General features: G+C 57.2%; 15 protein-coding genes. 6 read left to right on the forward strand and 9 right to left on the reverse strand.

What is annotated here, in order from left to right; genetic code table 11:
• Positions 1 to 17 precede the first annotated feature (17 nt).
• Positions 18 to 707, forward strand: a complete 690-nt coding sequence (locus JO972_RS15385; RefSeq protein ID WP_309490974.1) for a L,D-transpeptidase — start codon at positions 18 to 20, stop codon at positions 705 to 707.
• Between the two features lie 89 nt (positions 708 to 796).
• On the opposite strand, the gene JO972_RS15390 is transcribed toward JO972_RS15385, so the two are convergent.
• The 3 genes from JO972_RS15390 to JO972_RS15400 form a co-directional block, all read right to left on the reverse strand.
• Positions 797 to 2215 (reverse strand): PQQ-binding-like beta-propeller repeat protein, encoded by a 1419-nt coding sequence (locus tag JO972_RS15390; protein WP_309490975.1) that lies wholly within the window; start codon positions 2213 to 2215, stop codon positions 797 to 799.
• A gap of 21 nt (positions 2216 to 2236) precedes the next feature.
• Complete coding sequence (locus JO972_RS15395) at positions 2237 to 2839, reverse strand: M15 family metallopeptidase (protein WP_309490976.1); 603 nt, start codon at positions 2837 to 2839, stop codon at positions 2237 to 2239.
• A 116-nt stretch (positions 2840 to 2955) separates the two neighbouring features.
• Positions 2956 to 3735 (reverse strand): hypothetical protein, encoded by a 780-nt coding sequence (locus JO972_RS15400; protein WP_309490977.1) that lies wholly within the window; start codon positions 3733 to 3735, stop codon positions 2956 to 2958.
• A gap of 143 nt (positions 3736 to 3878) precedes the next feature.
• On the opposite strand from JO972_RS15400, the gene rarD reads away from it, so the two are divergent.
• Positions 3879 to 4757 carry an EamA family transporter RarD gene (rarD, locus tag JO972_RS15405; protein WP_309490978.1) on the forward strand — a complete coding sequence of 293 codons (879 nt, stop codon included), beginning with the start codon at positions 3879 to 3881 and terminating at the stop codon, positions 4755 to 4757.
• A gap of 284 nt (positions 4758 to 5041) precedes the next feature.
• Here rarD and fmt read toward each other — a convergent pair whose 3' ends face one another.
• The 6 genes from fmt to JO972_RS15435 all read right to left on the reverse strand — a co-directional run bounded on the left by fmt (position 5042) and on the right by JO972_RS15435 (position 12293).
• The gene (gene fmt / locus JO972_RS15410; RefSeq protein WP_309490979.1) at positions 5042 to 5998 is read right to left on the reverse strand and encodes a methionyl-tRNA formyltransferase; all 957 of its coding nucleotides are present in this window, start codon (positions 5996 to 5998) and stop codon (positions 5042 to 5044) included.
• 136 nt (positions 5999 to 6134) lie between these two features.
• Complete coding sequence (locus tag JO972_RS15415; RefSeq protein ID WP_309490980.1) at positions 6135 to 6482, reverse strand: hypothetical protein; 348 nt, start codon at positions 6480 to 6482, stop codon at positions 6135 to 6137.
• Between the two features lie 165 nt (positions 6483 to 6647).
• Positions 6648 to 7508, reverse strand: a complete 861-nt coding sequence (locus tag JO972_RS15420; protein WP_309490981.1) for a PEP-CTERM sorting domain-containing protein — start codon at positions 7506 to 7508, stop codon at positions 6648 to 6650.
• 290 nt (positions 7509 to 7798) lie between these two features.
• A complete protein-coding gene (locus tag JO972_RS15425) occupies positions 7799 to 8449 on the reverse strand; it encodes a zinc metallopeptidase (RefSeq protein WP_309490982.1) in 651 nt (216 codons plus the stop codon).
• A gap of 39 nt (positions 8450 to 8488) precedes the next feature.
• Positions 8489 to 11206: a hypothetical protein gene (locus JO972_RS15430; RefSeq protein ID WP_309490983.1), complete on the reverse strand. Its 2718-nt coding sequence runs from the start codon at positions 11204 to 11206 to the stop codon at positions 8489 to 8491.
• A 94-nt stretch (positions 11207 to 11300) separates the two neighbouring features.
• Positions 11301 to 12293 (reverse strand): alpha/beta fold hydrolase, encoded by a 993-nt coding sequence (locus JO972_RS15435; RefSeq protein WP_309490984.1) that lies wholly within the window; start codon positions 12291 to 12293, stop codon positions 11301 to 11303.
• Positions 12294 to 12402: 109 nt separating this feature from the next.
• Here JO972_RS15435 and JO972_RS15440 point away from each other — a divergent pair, with 109 nt between their 5' ends.
• The 4 genes from JO972_RS15440 (at position 12403) to JO972_RS15455 (ending at position 17638) form a co-directional block, all read left to right on the forward strand.
• Positions 12403 to 12783 (forward strand): hypothetical protein, encoded by a 381-nt coding sequence (locus JO972_RS15440; RefSeq protein WP_309490985.1) that lies wholly within the window; start codon positions 12403 to 12405, stop codon positions 12781 to 12783.
• A gap of 124 nt (positions 12784 to 12907) precedes the next feature.
• Positions 12908 to 13504, forward strand: a complete 597-nt coding sequence (locus JO972_RS15445) for a tetratricopeptide repeat protein (RefSeq protein WP_309490986.1) — start codon at positions 12908 to 12910, stop codon at positions 13502 to 13504.
• Between the two features lie 84 nt (positions 13505 to 13588).
• A complete protein-coding gene (locus tag JO972_RS15450; protein WP_309490987.1) occupies positions 13589 to 15886 on the forward strand; it encodes a ComEC/Rec2 family competence protein in 2298 nt (765 codons plus the stop codon).
• 159 nt (positions 15887 to 16045) lie between these two features.
• Entirely contained in the window at positions 16046 to 17638 is a 1593-nt protein-coding gene (locus tag JO972_RS15455; protein ID WP_309490988.1) for an ABC transporter permease, read from the forward strand.
• The last annotated feature ends 37 nt before the right edge of the window (positions 17639 to 17675 follow it).

Here is a 17675-nt window from a genome sequence, read left to right on the forward strand (position 1 = left end):
GCCAGTATCCCTATGCGATGACTAACAAACTTCTCCCCACCCTCAAGTTCCTGGCGCTGGCGGCACTGGCCAGTCTCAGCTTCAGCTCCTGCTCGACCACTGGAGGAGGAAGCGCCATGGCTCGATATGATGCCTATGATCGCCCGGCCACCTTGCCAACCAATCCATCCAAGGTGCGGGTGAAAGTTTCCCTGAAAAACCAACTGGCCTACGTCATGGAAGGCTCCAAGCCCCTGCTGATCATGCCGATCACTGTAGGCACCGCCAAAGATCCTACGCCACGCGGCAACTTCCGCATTTATCACAAAGAGCACTACCGCCGCGCCAATACCCACGGCTACGCCTACAAAGGCAACATCGTCCGCCCGGCCTACCTGCGAAACAAACCCTCCGGCTGGTCGTTCAAAGGAACCCCCATGCCCTACTGGTGCGAATTTAAATCGGCTTACGGATTCCACACCGGCTGGATGAAGCCATTCCCCGCATCCCACGGCTGCCTGCGGATGCATAAGAATGTGGCTCCCAAGTTCTTCCGGCTCGTCAGCAAGGGCACTCCAGTGAACATCGCCACCACCCAGCCGGAAGACGCCACCATCGGCCGAAACATCCCCCGCCCTCCTGACTCCACCCCATTCCCCGGCAACCCGCATGCCATGATGCTGACCAACAAGTTCTTCACCATGCATAAAAAACCCAGCTATCAGTAAGGTAGCGGCAAACCATTCTCTTAAAAGGGAGCCTTCTTCGGGGGGCTCCCTTTTTCTTTGGCTCTGCGATGGAATCTCTCTGTGCGCGATCAGTTCCCCAGGCAATACAGGTAACCGTTTTTCGATCCTGCGTAAATGCGCCCGTTCCAGACCACCGGCGTGGCGTCAAACATCGGCCCGGAGAGTCGGTCGAGCCGTTGGAGCTTTCCAGCGGCACTGACCTGGTAGAGGTCCATGCCATTATCGTATCCCACCACAATGCGGTTCCCTACGAAAAGGGGGGTGGAGATGGATCCTTTGGGCAGCTGCACCTGATCCAACACCAGCGGCGTGGGAAAGCGCTTGCCACGTGGTCCGGCGACGGTGACCCCGGGCTGAAGTTGCCGATGGTTGACCAGTGTCAGCATGCCATCCACCCCCACAAAACAGGCGAGGTCTTTGGAAATTCCGGAGTTATAACGGTGGTTCACCGCCGGCGATCCCACCACGCCGCCCGACCACTCGAAAAACCTCACATTGGGCAGCGGGAAATACCACTTCACTTTGCCCCCGGGCTGAAATTTCATCACCCCTCCTTTGCCAGGAATGAATTGCCGTTCCACGCCCAACAAGAGATGATTGTCATTGGTCAGCGGCATCGTGCCGTTGAGGTCGCCACCGGTATCCAGCGTCCAGCCGATCCCACCCCAGCCGGTGGAGCAGGCGTAAACCCGACCACAGCCAGCCGCAACATAGGCCTTGCCCCGATAGACCGTAGGCGACGACTCGCAGGACAGCTCACTGCGATAAAGCGCTAGATCCGAGCTTTTGTAGAGCCGCAGTTGTTTGTAGATCTTGGGCGCCGGAAAGCCATGTTTGACCTTGGCCTTAGAAGGATTCGGAGAGAACACGGTGAAGTTGCCATTTTCCAGAGGCACGCAGGCTTTCGAGCCAATCATCACCGCGGAGGCATCGACATCTCGACTGTTGCTATGCGTCCTAACAACGTTGTGTTTCCACAGCACCTTACCGCTGGTGTAGGAAACGCCATGCAGGGCAAATGCCGGGTCTTTGGCGAAGTCACAATGCCTCCCCATACGACTGCCGGTGATCAAAATGTAGCGGCTTTCGGCATCGCCACCACCGACATCGACAAAGGTAGGAGTGCCCTTAATCGCATCACCCACATCGGTGCTCCAGATCACGTGACCATCGCGGGCGCGCATCTTTTTGATACTGTGCCCCAGGGAGCCGACGATGAGATAAGTCTCGCCTCCCTCGCGGATCACCAAGGGCTGCCCCGTCCACCCGCTGCCGCTCCACTTCCGCACGACCTGCCCCACCATTGTCGTCCCGGTGCCAAGGTGTTTTTTCCAATGAACCCGCAAGCGTGACGGCGCAGCATTGCCGTAATAGTTGCGTTGACCATCACCGAGGTAAGTGCCCACCAGCGGCTGCACCTGGGCATCCACGGAAAAACAAGACCAAAGCAAGGTGGCGGCGATCGAGAGAGATGAGGCGAACTTCATGGGCAAAAGGGGGTGAGAAATCTAACCACGGGGGCGCACTGCACTCAGTGGGATGGTTTCCGGGTACTGCCGATAGTCTCGATCGATGTAGTGCCACCACTCGGCGGGCAAAGGGTAAAATCCCGCTCGGCGCATGGCCGACTGCAGAATGCGCACGTTGCGAGCGATTTCCGGATCGGAGTGTTGGTAGTGGCTGGCTGCTTCCGGGGTCACGGAGTCGAAGCCGGTCGGCATTTTCACCGGCTTGCCTCTGGAAGTGACCAAGGTGACATCCACTGCGGTGCCGCAGGAATGTTGGGACGGAGCGTTGTGAGGGTTCGCGACATAGGTGTCGTTGTATCCGGAGGCATTCCAAAGCTCTAACTGCGCACTAGGTGGTCGGTAGGCATCCCACACAAGGATGCGATATCCATGAGCTTTCACCAGACGGTTTGCCTCTTTCAAACGCAGCGCCGTGGCGGGCTTGAGCAGAGCTTGAAAATCCTGAGCGTAGAGCGGACGGGAAGAGATCGGCGACGGCCGCTTATACTGCAGATCCACCTTCAGTGTGCGATCTACCTCCAACACATCGATCAAACCAACCTTGGCGAGCAGCGGATCGCTGGAAATTGGCGGACTGCTCAAGTCATCATTCAGGTCATTGGAGCATGCCGCTAACAGACAGCACCATCCACTAAGTAGCAACAAACGCATGGAAAAGATGGATAACAGATTCAGAAATAGCCGTCCAGCAGGCAAAGTTAGTCCTCTTCGCGCTCTCGTCTTTTTTTCCGATTGAGGAACGTAGTGAGCACGTTCGAGTAGTGCAGCACCAGTCCAGCCACCAGTCCGATCGCCAGGATCATCCAAATTTGTTGAGAACCAAAAACCTCGCCGGGCGGATTCATGCCACCGATGGCAGCCAGAGTAGCTACGGGAAAGAAGAAGGCGACCAGTCGGTTCAATAGCCGGGCTTCATCACCGGCGTCACGAGACGCTCGGGCCTGCCGCTCGGCACTCTCCGCCATGCAGAAATCCATCCCATGCCGGGCGTCGGCGCAGATGAATTCTGTCGAGCGCTCCAAGCCCAGCGCCCAGTCGCGTAAGGACATCACTTCGGCATCTTCCGGCAGCACATCGCGCAGCTCTTCGAGCACAGCCAGCTTATTGCGGCACGAGCGGTGCAGCGGCGTGGCGACGCGGAGCACCTCCAAGTAATCGCCAGCGTCATTGGACACATCAAGCTTGGCATCCACTTTCTCCACGGCCTTGGCAAAGATCTGCACATGCTTTTGTAGGGACTCGATACCATCGCCGTGACGTTTCGATTTCCACTGTCCGGCCGGATTGCGCCAAAACAGTGATCGTTTCCTCCGGCCATCGTCGCCCAACTCTGGCAGCTGGTGCAGAATCAGCAAAATGTGATCGTCTTCACGGATCATCTTCTGCCGCCCCGCCTTCTTACCAATGCCATGGAGCATCGCCTCAGGCACATCCCAAGACTGGGGGATGATTGATTTTTCACGTGGTGTCGGTTTCATCTGGAAGCCACGGCGCGGCACCGTGTGCTCAAACACTAGCACGGACTAGCAAGTCCACGCGATGGCAGATTTCTGTGAATTAATTCGCCATCCACCCAGCCTTTGTCATCGCATTCGGCCTTTCATTCACTATCGTGCCGCCGATGCAGAAATCATCCCATGGCACCTCCGCCGCTGTTGCCGCCTTCGTGGTGTGGGGTGTGCTGCCACTTTTCTGGAAAACGCTGGAGCACATCCCCGTGCTCGAACTCACCGCACATCGGGTGGTATGGACCTTGGTGATCTTGGTGGTCATCCTCACCAGTCAGCGCAAGGTGAGAACCACTCTGGCCGCGCTCAGGTCGCGCAAGATTATTGCCATCCACCTGCTAGCCGCGGTCACTTTGTCGTCGAACTGGCTGATCTATGTCTGGGCGACCTTGAACGATCGCATCCTCGAAGGGGCACTGGGATATTACATCAACCCCTTTCTCTACATCTTGTTAGGCCGTCTGTTTCTTGGCGAAAAACACTCGCGCCTGCAGATGCTCGCCATCGCAGTGGCCGCCGGTGGCGTGGCGCTGCAATTCCGCGCGGTGCAGGGTGTGCCGTGGGCAGCCCTCGGACTGGCCTTTTCCTTCGCCGTCTATGGCATGATTCGGAAAAAATCACCGCTGGGCTCGCTCGATGGATTGGCCCTCGAGGCCTCGCTGATGTTGCCGCTTGCCTTGGCTTACCTGCTGTTCGTGTCATCGCAGTCCACGGGAAGCTTCGGCAGTGACCCCCACTCCACCTGGCTCCTGATCGCCACCGGTGCCGCGACGGCCACGCCGCTCTTGCTCTTTGCCCGTGGTGCCCGCGCCATCAGCCTGTCTTTATTAGGCATCTTGCAATTCATCGGCCCCACCGGGCAGTTCTTGATCGGCTGGCTAACCTACCACGAACCCCTACCGCCACTCAGATTGGTTTCGTTCGCGCTGATCTGGCTCGCCGTCGGACTCTACATTTTTTCGCTCAACAGACGGACCAGCCAAAACGACTGAGTTTTGACAGAGATCGCCAAACGCTTGGCGATGGGCAACGACATCACCTCAGCGTGGACAAGTTCAAAGAGAGATCCGTGAAACGACTCCAACCGCGCATCATCGATCGGGTTCAAGCTTCCGGATACAGCAACGGGGCCAAGCAGGCTTACAAAAAACCCAACTCCAATACACGCTCTACTACGAAGAGCAGGGATACATCGAATCCAAACGCACGCTACAAATCACAGGCCCAGGAGACGACTGGTAACAGGCTGCCAGATCTTGGTGGCGAGAAACTCCGATCAACCGAGTTGGTCGCCATTTTCCAAGGCATTGCCTTTGAGAAAGTCTTCCGCACTCATGCGGCGGGAGCCATCGGGCTGGACCTCGGTGACGGTCAGGCTGCCAGCTCCGCAAGAGACCTGCAGCTGCCCGTCATCTGTTAGCATGACTTTCCCCGGATCAAGTTGATCCGCTTGAGTCGCCACGGCGACCGGTGGGAAAATTTTCAATCGCCGCTGGCGACCTTTTTTATCGGTGAAACTGGTCGAGGTCCCTGGCCATGGATGGTAGGCGCGGACGCGGCGTTCGAGTTGCTCCGCAGACATCGACCAATCGATCTCTCCGTGCTCGCGCATCAGCTTGGAAATGTAGCTGACTTCCTCTTCGTTCTGAGGGGTGCGGGAGGCACTGCCATCAACTAACTGGGCGAGTGCCTCGCTGAGGGCCGCGGGAGCCAGCTCGGCGAGTCGGTCGTGCAATTCGCCGCCGGTTTCTTGCTCACCGATCGCGATGTCCTTTTTCAGAATAATATCGCCGGCATCGAGCGCCTTGACCACGTGCATCACGGTGATCCCGCTATGGGAGTCGCCGGCATCAATGGCGGCCTGAATGCAAGCGGCACCACGGTATTTCGGCAACAAGGAGGCGTGCAAATTGATGCAGGCTACGCTGGGGATATCGAGCAGTGCCTGCGAGAGGATCTGGCCGTAGGCCATGACCACGATGATGTCCGGATTGAGGTCGCGGAGCTCGGCAAGGAAGCTAGCCTCCCGGGCGCGCTCGGGCTGGAGCACCGGAATGTCGTGCTCGAGAGCGAGGGATTTGATCGGTGGCGCAGTGAGCACCTGCTTGCGTCCCACCGGCTTATCGGGCTGCGTCACCAGAGCGACCAAGCCTTTTCCCAACAAGGAAGAAAATGATGGCAGGGCGATGTCGCCCGTGCCCATGAAGACGATTCGCGGAAAACTTTCAGTCATACGCGGCGGATGATACAGAGGATGCCGCTGTGGGCGAGAGTTTTGCCCGGGGAAATCCTCCGCCGCTGCAGAGCGAAAAAAAGGACCCATCCGCGAAGGAAGAGACCTGGGTGTTGCATCGCTTTACCAGTCCTCCTCAGTTCACTCCGAAATTCCAGGTGTAGCTGCGGTTTGGGGCAAAGGATTTGTAACCTGAGATCGTGCGGGTGTTGTGGGCTGCCGCGGCGTATTTGTAGACGCCGGATTTGAGATAGACCACACGGCTGGAGCGCGCCGGCACGGGGATGAAACGTTTCTCCCTCCCCTCGACTCCCACCACAATCTTGCGGGAGGAGTTGTTGTGGATGGTGATCTTCGGCTTTTTCTTTTCGCTCGTGGTGAAGGTGGGTTCCGGCGCCGGCGGAGGCGTGCTGCAGGAACTCACACACAGGCTCGTTACAGCCATCGCGATCAGGGCGCTGATTGGAAAGAAGGCTTTCATCATAGTTGTTGGGTATCGTCCGTTGCTGACTCTCACAGCTACACCTATCTCCTAGCCAAAAAGCCAAGTCTGAACCACTACTTTTTAAATCTGTTAGCAAAAGTCTTTCAAGCCTCGAAAAAACCTCCTGCACGCGAGATGCAGGAGGGTGAGAAGAGCTGATCCAGCTTATACGCGCCTTCTGAAAATCAGAGCGAAGGCACCGAGCCCCAACAGCGCCGCGGCCCTCGGTTCAGGCACCAGCGTGGCATCCATGCTGAGTCCGGAGATTTCCACATACTCTGTGCTGGCACCAAGTAACTCCGCACTGAGACCTTTAGCCGCTACAAATTGAAGTTCGATGTCCCCGGTGGGTGCGGTGCTCCCCGTGGTGAATGAGGTGGTGTAAGTGCCTGATGGGTTTCCGCCCAAAAGCCCTGCCAGATCAATAAAATCACCGGAGGCCAAACCGCCGACCGTGTTGCCACTGCCGTCCACAGCTCGGAATGAGATGCCCTCCCCCACTGCGGCGAGATTACTTAAGAATCCTGCCGCCACCGCGAGATCGAAACTCACATCATACTTCGTGTTTGCATCATACGTCACTCCGGAAACGCCCAGGGACGCCGACCAGACCATGTTGACCGGAACTTGAGCCAGCACGCCCAAATCTGTGCCTCCTGTGGCGACATTGAATTTCACCGAGCCGGTGGTGACCTCCGTTTCTGCGGCCCATGATACGAGCGTGACACTCAATGCAGAAACAGAACTCGCTCCTTCGCCACTGATATCCCAGTTACCCACCGTATCGCTTTGCGTGCCAGCCACAGCCACAGAGACACTGATAGTCCCAGCATCCGGTGAAGGCACTTGCGCCTGGACTGCCCCTTGGCTTACCCATGGATCTAGCCCTCCCGTTCCAATGAGGGTGGTGGTGGCTGCACCTGCCAGAGAGGGAGCCATCAGCTGTAAGGCGGTGATCCCCAGCAATAGGGAGGTCTTCGATCGACGTGGATCGACTTCTAATCGTTGTTTTGTGTTTTTGTTCATTTTCTACCCTTGGGTTTATTATTCGAGTTCGAATAAGATGGGGGGGAAGAGAATGAGGAGGTGGTTTTGGGATAAGCTCCGAGTCCAAGCCACACTCAATGAATGCATAGCCTAAAATCGTTGATTACACCTACACCTAGCACGCTTAATGTGAGGAATCAAACACTCTTTGATGCCAATGTAAGAAATGAAAGCCCAACGACAAAACCTTACACAATTAACTCGCGACAAGACTCTTAAATGTTTGTTTTTTGTAAGACCATACGCACCCATCGAGCCCGAATATGACATCAAGGGGCCAGCCGAGACAAGATGCCGGGCAGGCAGGATCGCCACGACCAGGCACGGGTGGCGCTCACCACGGCTTCTTCATCACTGAGCCGGGGGAAGATGCGCTTTTTCTCCAAAACAACACAGGCCAGATCGGCGGCGCGGCGTTCTGCTGTGATGGTGAGAAACTGGGCGCAGGCGGCGAGGGCGCAGGAGGCCATAATGATTGCCAACACCCAAACGGCGGGCACCGCGCGAACGACCAGAGCAAAGGCCATCACCACGGTGGTGAAGACGGGGAAGACGTGACCAAAACGGATTGCCCACTGTCGGCGAGCCAGCATCTTGGGCTCCCTGAGCGACAACAAATACAGCCCCACCTGCAGCGCGGCCTTGCCATGAGAACTGGCGCTCACACCGCTGGCCACCCCCGGGGGCAGCACCAGCCATTCTTTGCCATGATCGGGGGCGGCCGACCACCTGCGGGCCGGCGTTTTGATCTCGACTTGGCTCTGGCTGACCGAGTCCAACATCCTCCGTGACACCTCTTCCGCAGGCTTCGCAAGGCGCTTCTCCTTGAGACTGTGCAGCACCCGGTCTGCATTGAATTTCCTGAGAATCACCGCCAAGAGAATAGGCAGAAGGGAGAGGAAAATGATGAGCCGCTGCATAGAGATACTGAAAACGAGGAGAGATGGCGAACGGCTGCCTTAGCGTGGCATGGGCGCAGTTTTGAATCGATCCAACTGCTTGCTCAGCTGGTTAAAGTTTAACACCACCTGGGTGTGGGTGCGGGGGCTGCCGTGGGCATGGGAGACGCTACTGGCGACGGCTTTTTCCGACCAGTCGATGGCCTTCTGACGATCTCCTTTGGCAAACCAAACTTCCGCCATGGTATCGAGGTAAGCGCCTTGATGAGGGCGGACGCTCAGAGCTTTTTTCGAATGCTCCAGCGCATCGTCGAGTCGGCGCACAGCACGGGCAGCCAACCAGGCCACGGTGTTCTGTGAGTTGTGTGACTCCGGGTAGAGTTTGCAGGCCGCATTGACGTGCTCGTAGCTGTCGTTGAACCAGCGGTTGTAATGCTCGTCGATGCCAGCCTCCCTCAGCGCGGGGAAAAAGACATCCGCCAGCGAGCCATCGCCGGGGATCAACTTGCGGGCAGCGTCCAGCTTGGCGATCGCACGGTCGCGCTGTCCCTTCTCGAGCAACGCCATTCCCTGACCAAACTCGGCATTGAAGCGACCGCGCAGGGCCAGCAGCACACCATCGTTGCTCTGCCCCCGCATACGCAGCTGGGAGTAGACTTCGGAAATCGCCGCGGCCTTGCTCCACTGCTTGGTGAGGTAGAGGTTCTCACCGTAGATCGAGAGGTAGAGAATGGAGCTTTGGAAATCGGTCCCACCGGGCGATGCCATGATGGCGGCATGTTCCCACATTTTCACCGCCTCATCATCGTAGCCTGCACTGGAAAGCTCAGCCGCCACCTGGTTCAACGCGGAGGCATCCCCCATGGTCAGCATCAGGGCACGATCGTAAAGCTTGGCGGCCTGTTTCTTTTTCCCCATTTTGCGCAGAGTGAGGCTCCACTTGGCGAGGTTGAGGTAGTTGCCTGGTTTCTCCTCCGCTTCGGCCGCGTAGACCGGTTCGAGCTCGGCCCAGCGGTTCATCGCGGAGTCGAGAAAGGTCTTGGCATTGGCCCAGCGGGCATTTTTTCCAGCCAGCTTCTCAGCGATGCCGAGCGCAGCTTTGAAGTCGTTCCGATTGACAGCAAAGGCATACAGCGACTCAACACGCAGGTTCTGGGCGATGCCATTGTTCTGCTGCGGATCCTGAGCTTCGGCGAGAAGCGCCTGATGAATGGCGTCGGTCTCGTTGTTCGGATCGGCGATGATGCCAGCGAGCAGGGACAGCTCGCGAAGGGCCTCATTGAGATCCTCAGGGTGACGTTTTTTCACCGCCGACCACATTTCCGTGACGGTTTTATTGGAGCCGAGAAGTTTCGACACGCTGACGTCCATCAGATTGTCCTCGTTCCCTCGTTTCTGGATAAATTTCACTGCCAGCCAGCCGAGATCCATCACGCGCATTTGCGGCAACAGCTCAAACCAAGCGTCTTCTCCGTCCTCCTCGAGTGCCTTCATCAGCGGCGACATGACGGCCATGCAGTGCTCGCCTTCACCGTGGCGGTATAGGAAGCTGGTCAGTATCAGGAGACGCTCAAAATACTCTTCCTGATCATGGTCATCGTCCATCGCGGCGTCCGTGTTCTTAGCGACCCACTTGCTGTAGGGAGATTTTGCATCGCGTTCGATGCCTAACAACTCCAAACAACGCTCGGGCGACTCGATGCTATCGTAGTAATCGATGGCCGTGATCACGTCATGTTTGGTTAACAGCCCAATCGCCTCGTCACGGTAGCCATTGGCAGCCAAACAGATCGCAGCCTGCGGTGCGGAATCGTCACCGTTGACCATGCGCACGAGTTCGCGAGCAATGAGATCGGCCTCCTTGGTTTTCCCTTCGAGCCGTGCCCGTTGCAGCTGATAGGAAAGTCCGAGGATGGCGCTCACCTGGCCGTTTTGACCACTGGCATCAAGCCACGGCATGGCATTGCCGGTGAAAATACGCATGCCATTTGCCAGTAAATTCAGTCCGGCAAGGTCAGCTTCTTTGATGGCGGCCTTCAGGTTACCATTCGCTCGGTGCAGCGACATTCTCCAGAGGGCACCTTTTTGCCCAGGCATGCCGGCTGCCAGCTTCAATTGCTGGTCGAGCTGCCCCTGACGGACATAGAACCAGGCACGCATGCCCATGTTCGTTTCGTTGTCTCCAGTGAGTTCAAGAACGTCGGCGGCGAGTTGGAAATCACCGGCCACAATTGCCTCGCGGGCTGCTTGACCGGCGGAAATTTGCACCAGCTCAGCCATGCGTGCGCGCGATTCGGCGAGGGGCTCGATGTTGGCCAGATGGATCACCTGGCGCCATTGGCTGAGCTCCATGAGCTTGCGCAAGATGACCAGTTTTCCTTCGATGTCGCCTGTGGAAAATTCCATCACCAACTGCTTCACCTCCTCCGGACTATCGGGGAGGACGCCGGCGGAAATATAAAGAATCAGCTCTTCGGCCCGGGCGCGCACTTCCGGATCCCCGGCAGCGGCCGCGTTGCGCAGGCTGGCAAGTGCAGGTCGGCCTTTCTGCCAGAGCGTGGCCATGGCCTTCTCGCGGGTGGTGAATGACTCGTCACCCAGCTCGGCAATCAAGGTAGCGAGATCGGAAACCGGCTCGACGCTGGCAGCTTGCTCTCCACCACCGGCTGCCGCAGACGCATGCCCAGCACTGAGAATGGGCGACACGCAGAGGACACAGGCGGCCAGCCATCGGCTACCTGAGGATAACTTGCTGCGGCTTTGCGAATAACGAATCATAGGTTTCACATTCATCTCTATGGGCAAATTTGCAATGTTATAAAATGAGGTTCATTCGCTAATCCTTTCTGGAACAACGACTGGAAGAGCCTCTTTATTGGACCTTTTTCAGCCAGTTGGCAGCATCCTTGAAGATACGCTCGCGATGTTGATCATACATCAGCAAGTGGTAGGAGTCAGGGTAGTATTTCCGAGCCTTGGTGGTGGTTTCCGGCAGGTGTTGGAAAAACTCCTTCACATTCTCTTCCGGGGTAAAGATGTCGCGGCCTCCATGGAGCACCAGCACCGGGCATCGGATCGACTCCGCCATCTCCGGCATTTCCTCCGCCAGATCGCCGAGGGTGAGTAGTAACCGCAGGGTGTAACGGCGAATATACCAGGCATTTTTTGCCGCCTGCTCTTCGTGGATGTCATCCTGGGTGACCACAGCCCGTTCGCCATCGGAGAGCGATTCCAGCGAGATCCGCAGGGTCGGGAGCAAAAAGGTGCTGATCCTGACGGCGGCCACTTTCCACAGGGGGAGCTTGTTCTGAATCCCGACGATGGGAGAGGAAAGGATCAACGCATCCGGCTTCTTCATCCCCGGAGGCGTGTTAGAATAGGCGTGGGTAGCAATCAGCGAGCCCATGCTCTCGCCAAACCAAATGACCTTGGCATTAGGGTGATTTTTTCGCACAAGCGCGGTGAAAGTGTAGAGATCTTTATACCAAGATTTGGCACTGCGGATATCACCACGCCGTTCGACTTTGGGATCGAGCCCCTGACCTCGGGTTTCTGCCGCGTAGAGCGCGGTATCAGGCGCATTTTTCTTCAGGTAGTCACTAAGGTTCTCGTAGTCCCCAGCATGCCCGGAAATACCGTGGACTCCGATCACTACCGTTTTCGGTTCCTCTTTTTTCGGCAGCCATTTTTTGTAGCCTAAGCGATCGCCATCGTAGCTGACATATTGCTTGTCCTCGAGTCGCGGTTTGTCTTTCACCATGGGTTTCACTTTCGTCGAGTTGGCACAGGACGGCAGGACCACCATCAATAGGGTGGCCGCCAGGATCCGCAGGGAGCGGCGTCGTTGGGGAATCGAAATCAACATCTGTGCGGCGTTAGCATGGTGCCACTTATGGCCCTTGGCAAGTCCCCATCAAGCGGACGCGCTCAGTGAAGTGCTTGCGCTTTGCCCGCTTTCGGTGTTTGCTGGAGACGTGCTCCAAATAGTATTCAACGAAATCAGTGCCGCGGAAATTTCCAGACTGGACACGCTCGATCAACTCGAGCTGCTCGACGCCTTCAAGGTGAGCGAATCCGACCTCAAGGACCTCGATACCCAAGAAGGTGACGATGGCGAGCGGCTGGGCAAGATGGTGCGTGACGGCACCACCCTGTATCGATTCCGCACCGACGACTACCGGATCTATTTCGAAGTCAGTGACAAAACCGTGATCGTGCATCGGGTCATGAATAAGAACTCGTTCTCAGACTTCATGTTCCGTTCCAAGATGCCACTCTCCGAAGACGAGGAGCTTTCCAAATCCAAGCACTTCTGGAAATTGATCGATGAAGGCCGGAATGCACGCCGCATGTAAGGGCTAAGTGGCTAGCGCTACATGACGCAGGGGGGCGAGAGAACTCGCATCATTTGCTGGTTAAAAAAATCGCCTACATTCTATCTTTTTTTCCCTAACTCACTGTGATAATAACTTAGTTCTTATGACAAAGTGGATTGTGCATGGAATCATTTTCCTGATCGTAGCTGGCGTGGTAACCGCCACATTTGTGAATACTGACCCTCAAGACGACACCAGTGCCGTCTATCAGCTGCCAGCTCTGATGCTTGCCGGTGTTTATGCCGGGATTTTATTCATCATGTATGTGCTGCCCGCCATCACAGACCGAGCCACTCATATGGTGCTCGACTCCAATGAGATGGTGGAGGCCGATCCCCTGCACGATGCCCGCGCTGCCTACGCCCGGGGCGACTATGAAGACGCCATCGAAGTTTATCGCAGCGTCATGGATGACGATCCTTACAATCGCCTGCCATGGGTAGAGGTCGCCAAAATTCAGCACGACAACCTCGAAGACCCGGATGCCGCGATTCTAACACTTCGGGCCGCATTGGAAAGCCACGAGTGGCCGGTCAACGATGCCGCCTACTTCATGAGCCGCCTGTCTGAAATTTACATTGAAGATAAAGAAGACACCGCTTCGGGGATCTCCATTCTGCAGCAGATGATCGAGCTCTTCCCGGAGACGCGCCACTCTGCGAATGCCACGCACAAGTTGCGTGAGATGGGGGCCATGTAACAAGCGCTGCTCCAGCTCCTCCAATCGCGTCAGCCGCAAGTGCATTCTTGCCCCGGAATTTGCTCATGATAGGCTTCTCGACTTGTGGCATCTCACCGTTCCATCTTTCGCGTTTTCTCACGCTGCCCGCTATGGTCTCTGGTGCTGGGAGTGCTAGCCGGTGTGCTGCTGGCCGATCAATGGGGACTGACATGGTGGCTCCCACTGGCTTCGGCTGCTTGCTTGATCAGCTTAGCCGTCAGAAAAACCACGCCCGTCTTGATGCTGACGGGCCTCGCGCTCGCTTACGGTCTGCATGGATGGACCATTGAGAATCAACAGAAGTGGCTGACAGCGCTCGATCCTACCTATCATAGCCTTCATCTGAAAATCGAAGGCGTCGTGGTCGATGCCGGCCCACGCGGTATGGGGCCTTACCTGATCAAGGTCACCGAAACGCCACCTGAACTCCAGCTGCCCAACAGAGTGCGGGTTCAGCTTTCCAATGACGTCCCCTTTTCACAGCGACCAGATCCACCGCTGCAGTATGGCGATGTGATTCAAGTGGCGGGGAAATTGACACCCGTTCCGAAATTGCGGAACCCATATGGCTTTGACTCCCGCACCTGGCTGCACCGTCAGGGAACCAATCTCATCATGCATCCCAGCCAGGCGCCCGAGCTGCTTGGCGTCAGCTGGCCGAGGGTTCCGGTTCGCACCATGTCGCGCTGGAATACGGTGCTGCGTGAAAAGATGACGGCCGGTCTTGCCGCTGATTCTCAAGAAGCCCAGCTCATTCGCGCGGTGGTGTTAGGGGAACGACCTCCCAAACCTTCTGCGATGTTAGAAGACTTCCGTAACAGCGGCACTTTGCATGTTTTTGCCGTGAGTGGGCTGCACGTGGGTATGGTGGGCACCATCATTGGTCTGGTATTGTGGTTCCTGCGGGTGCCTCGCTGGGCTTTGATCACCTTTACCATCCTGGGCATGGCGATGTATGCGGGAGTGACCGGGCTGCGACCACCATCCGTGCGCGCCGTTCTGATGGCCACGGTGTTTCTCTCAGGTTTCCTGATCCAGAGGAGGCCCACCTTAATCAACAGCCTGGCCGCCAGCGCGGTGGTGGTTTTACTCTGGGACGGGCATCAGCTTTTCACCCCGGGTTTCCAGCTTTCCTATGGCGTCCTGTTAGCTCTCGCCATGCTCGCGGGAATCTGGGCAAGGGTGCTGAGACCCATGGGGGAGATCGATCCCTTCATGCCGCACCTCCTACTCAGCCCATGGCAGGAACGTATTTTGAACGGGCGAAAGTGGTTGAAAAACTCACTGTCCATCTCGCTGGCCGCTTGGATGGGATCGGCGCCGCTGATGTGGCTGCATTTTGGCATCGTCACCCCGATTGCGGTGATCGCCGGCATTCCTTTGATGCTCATGGTTTTCTTCATTCTCGCGCTGGCTATGCTGGGACTGGCTGCAGGAGTACTCTGGCAACCGGCAGCGGTTACCATCAACCATGCCAACGCGGCCATCGCCAAGGCCACCTATTCCACCGCCCGCGTCTTCGCCGAACTACCGGGCAGCCACTGGTTGCGCCCCACCGACACGGAATCGGGCAATCGCATCATCGTCTTCGACATCCCCCAAGGTGGCGGAGCGAGCATCATTGATCTCGGTGGTGGGATATTGTTAGACTGCGGTAGGCAGGATCATCTGTATCGGCATGTGCTGCCCACCTTGAATGCCTTGAGGGTTTCCCCGGACTCATTGATCATCAGCCATGCAGAGGCCGGGCATAGCGGCGGCATGAGCCACTGCCTGAGCAACTTCCATCCCAAGCAGGCCCTGATCCCACGCACCGATCTCCGCAGCCCGAGCTATCGCGAATTTCTCACACAGGCCGAAGCCGAGCACTGCCGCTTAGTGATCCCCCGTCTCGGACAAAAGTTCCAAATCGAGCCTGGCGCTTATTTGGAAACATTACACGCACCGGCGGAGTTGGACGGCTACGGACTGGCCGACGACACCGGCCTGGTCCTACGTCTCCACTGGCATGGGTGGCGGATTCTTTTCACCGGCGATGCCGGCTACACCACTGAGCGCCGTATGCTGGACTCCGGCATGGACCTCAGCGCCGATGTCATCGTCATGGGCCGCAATTCCGGCGATTTCACCGGCAGCTACGAGTTCTACCAAGCGGTGTCACCGCAGGCAATCGTAACCACCAACTACCACTTTCCGAGCCAAGAGCGAGTCACCCAGAGCTGGCTTAAAACGGTGGAAAAACTCAACATCACCGTCTTTGATCAGCAACAAAGCGGGGCGGTCACAATGACTCTGGACATCGGTAGCCTGACGCTCAAGCCGATGCTGCCGGAAAGCCAGCCCCTGACGCTGCGGCGGTAATTTTCCGTAGGGACAGCGCCAGAGCGACTATTCATTGGACAAGAGGGCAGGAAGGTATCATTTTTTCGCCGCCTCAAACAACCCGGCACCAACGTCATCGTTAGAAAAAACTTCAGCCTGCTGCTCGCCCTGCGCTATCTTAACCCACTGCGCACCCACGTGTCTGTGATCACCCTGATCTCACTGGCCGGGGTCGCCATCGGTGTGATGGTGCTGGTGGTCGTGCTCTCGGTCTTCGGTGGCTTTGAAAAATTGGTCAAGGAGCGGGTGCTCAGCTACACGCCGCACATCACCATCGAGCGCGTGCTGCCGTGGGCAGACCCCGAAGAGGAGCCGGATCATAATATCGAGGCGGAATGGCGACGCGTGGAGCAATCGATGACCTCCCTCAAGGGCGTCGAGAGCGCCTACGCCCTAGTGAACGATTTCATCCTGCTCGACCGCGACGGCGCGGTGGCTCCAGCATCGATGCAAGCGATCGATACCATGAACGAGTCCCAGATGAAGTCGCTCCAGGACCTGATCAAACCGGGCAATGGCCATGCAGACATGGGCTTGGGTGAGACCGCCGTAGTTTCCTCCCTGACCGCAGAAAAGTTTGGCATCAACGTTGGCGACACCATCCAGATCCACACCAATCGCAACCTGCAGCAGCTCCAGCCGGTGCTCGATCGCATTGGCTCGGCCCCCGCCTACACCACCTACGCCGAGCAGATTAATGCCATCCTCGCGGACATGAAATCCATGGTCACCACCGAGGACGAGCGCGAAACTGTGCCGATCACCGCACTTGAGGACCTCTATTATAATCGTCTGGTCATCCTGCGCGATAGCAACCTGCGTAGCGGCGAGAGCGAGATCATTGAATCTGTCCGCGAGCAGCTCACCAACTTCAAGGAACGCACCACCGAGCACCCGGATGCCAGCGGTGTGTTTGTTTTTGAAAAAGGAGCCATGGCCAAAGCCATCGAGCTTTTTGAGTCGCTCAAAGCCGTCGACACCAAGGAGGAAGACATCACCGATGTGAAGCAGATGAAGACCATCGTGCTGCCTAAAGACCTGAGAGTCATCGGCATCTATCAGGCGACACGCCACGCTTACAGCCCGGACGTCTTTGTCCCCCTCCCCACCGGTCAGGACTTGGCAGGTTTAGGCGACGGAGTGCGTGGCATCGCGCTGCGACTGGACGACCCCTACCACGCCGCGCGTGTGCTCAACGAGACCATCCTGAAAAACATGCCCACCGATGGCGCCTGGCAGGCCCGCACCTGGATGGAAGATCACCAGCAGCAGTTCTCCCTGATCAAAACCCAGCGCCAGCTCCTTACCTTCTCGCTATCTTTCATCATGATGGTTTCCGCCTTTTCCATCATGGCCGTGATGTTCACCGTCACCATTCAGAAGAAACGTGAAATCGGTGTGATGAAGGCCCTCGGTGCCGCCCCCGCCCAGCTGGTGCGGGTCTTCCTTTACCAGGGAATTATCATCGGTCTCTTCGGCGGACTGCTGGGACTGGGCTTCGGCTACCTGGTCATCGTCAACCGTCAGTCCATCCTCAACGTCTTCGCCTCCTGGGGTTTTGACCCCTTCCCCTCTGATTTCAATGGCTTCGATGGCCTGCCGGCGATCATCCGCGCTGAGGAGTTTCTCGGTGTCTTCATCTTCGCCTTTGTCATGTGCGTGGTCGCCACCCTGGTGCCAGCGATCGTCGCTTCCCGCAGCGATGCCGCGAAATCGCTGAGAAATATGTAGGCTCACCGACGTATCCTATCTGACCTTACTCACACCC

Origin of the sequence: Oceaniferula flava, assembly GCF_016811075.1 — a bacterium.
Lineage (GTDB): Bacteria > Verrucomicrobiota > Verrucomicrobiia > Verrucomicrobiales > Akkermansiaceae > Oceaniferula > Oceaniferula flava.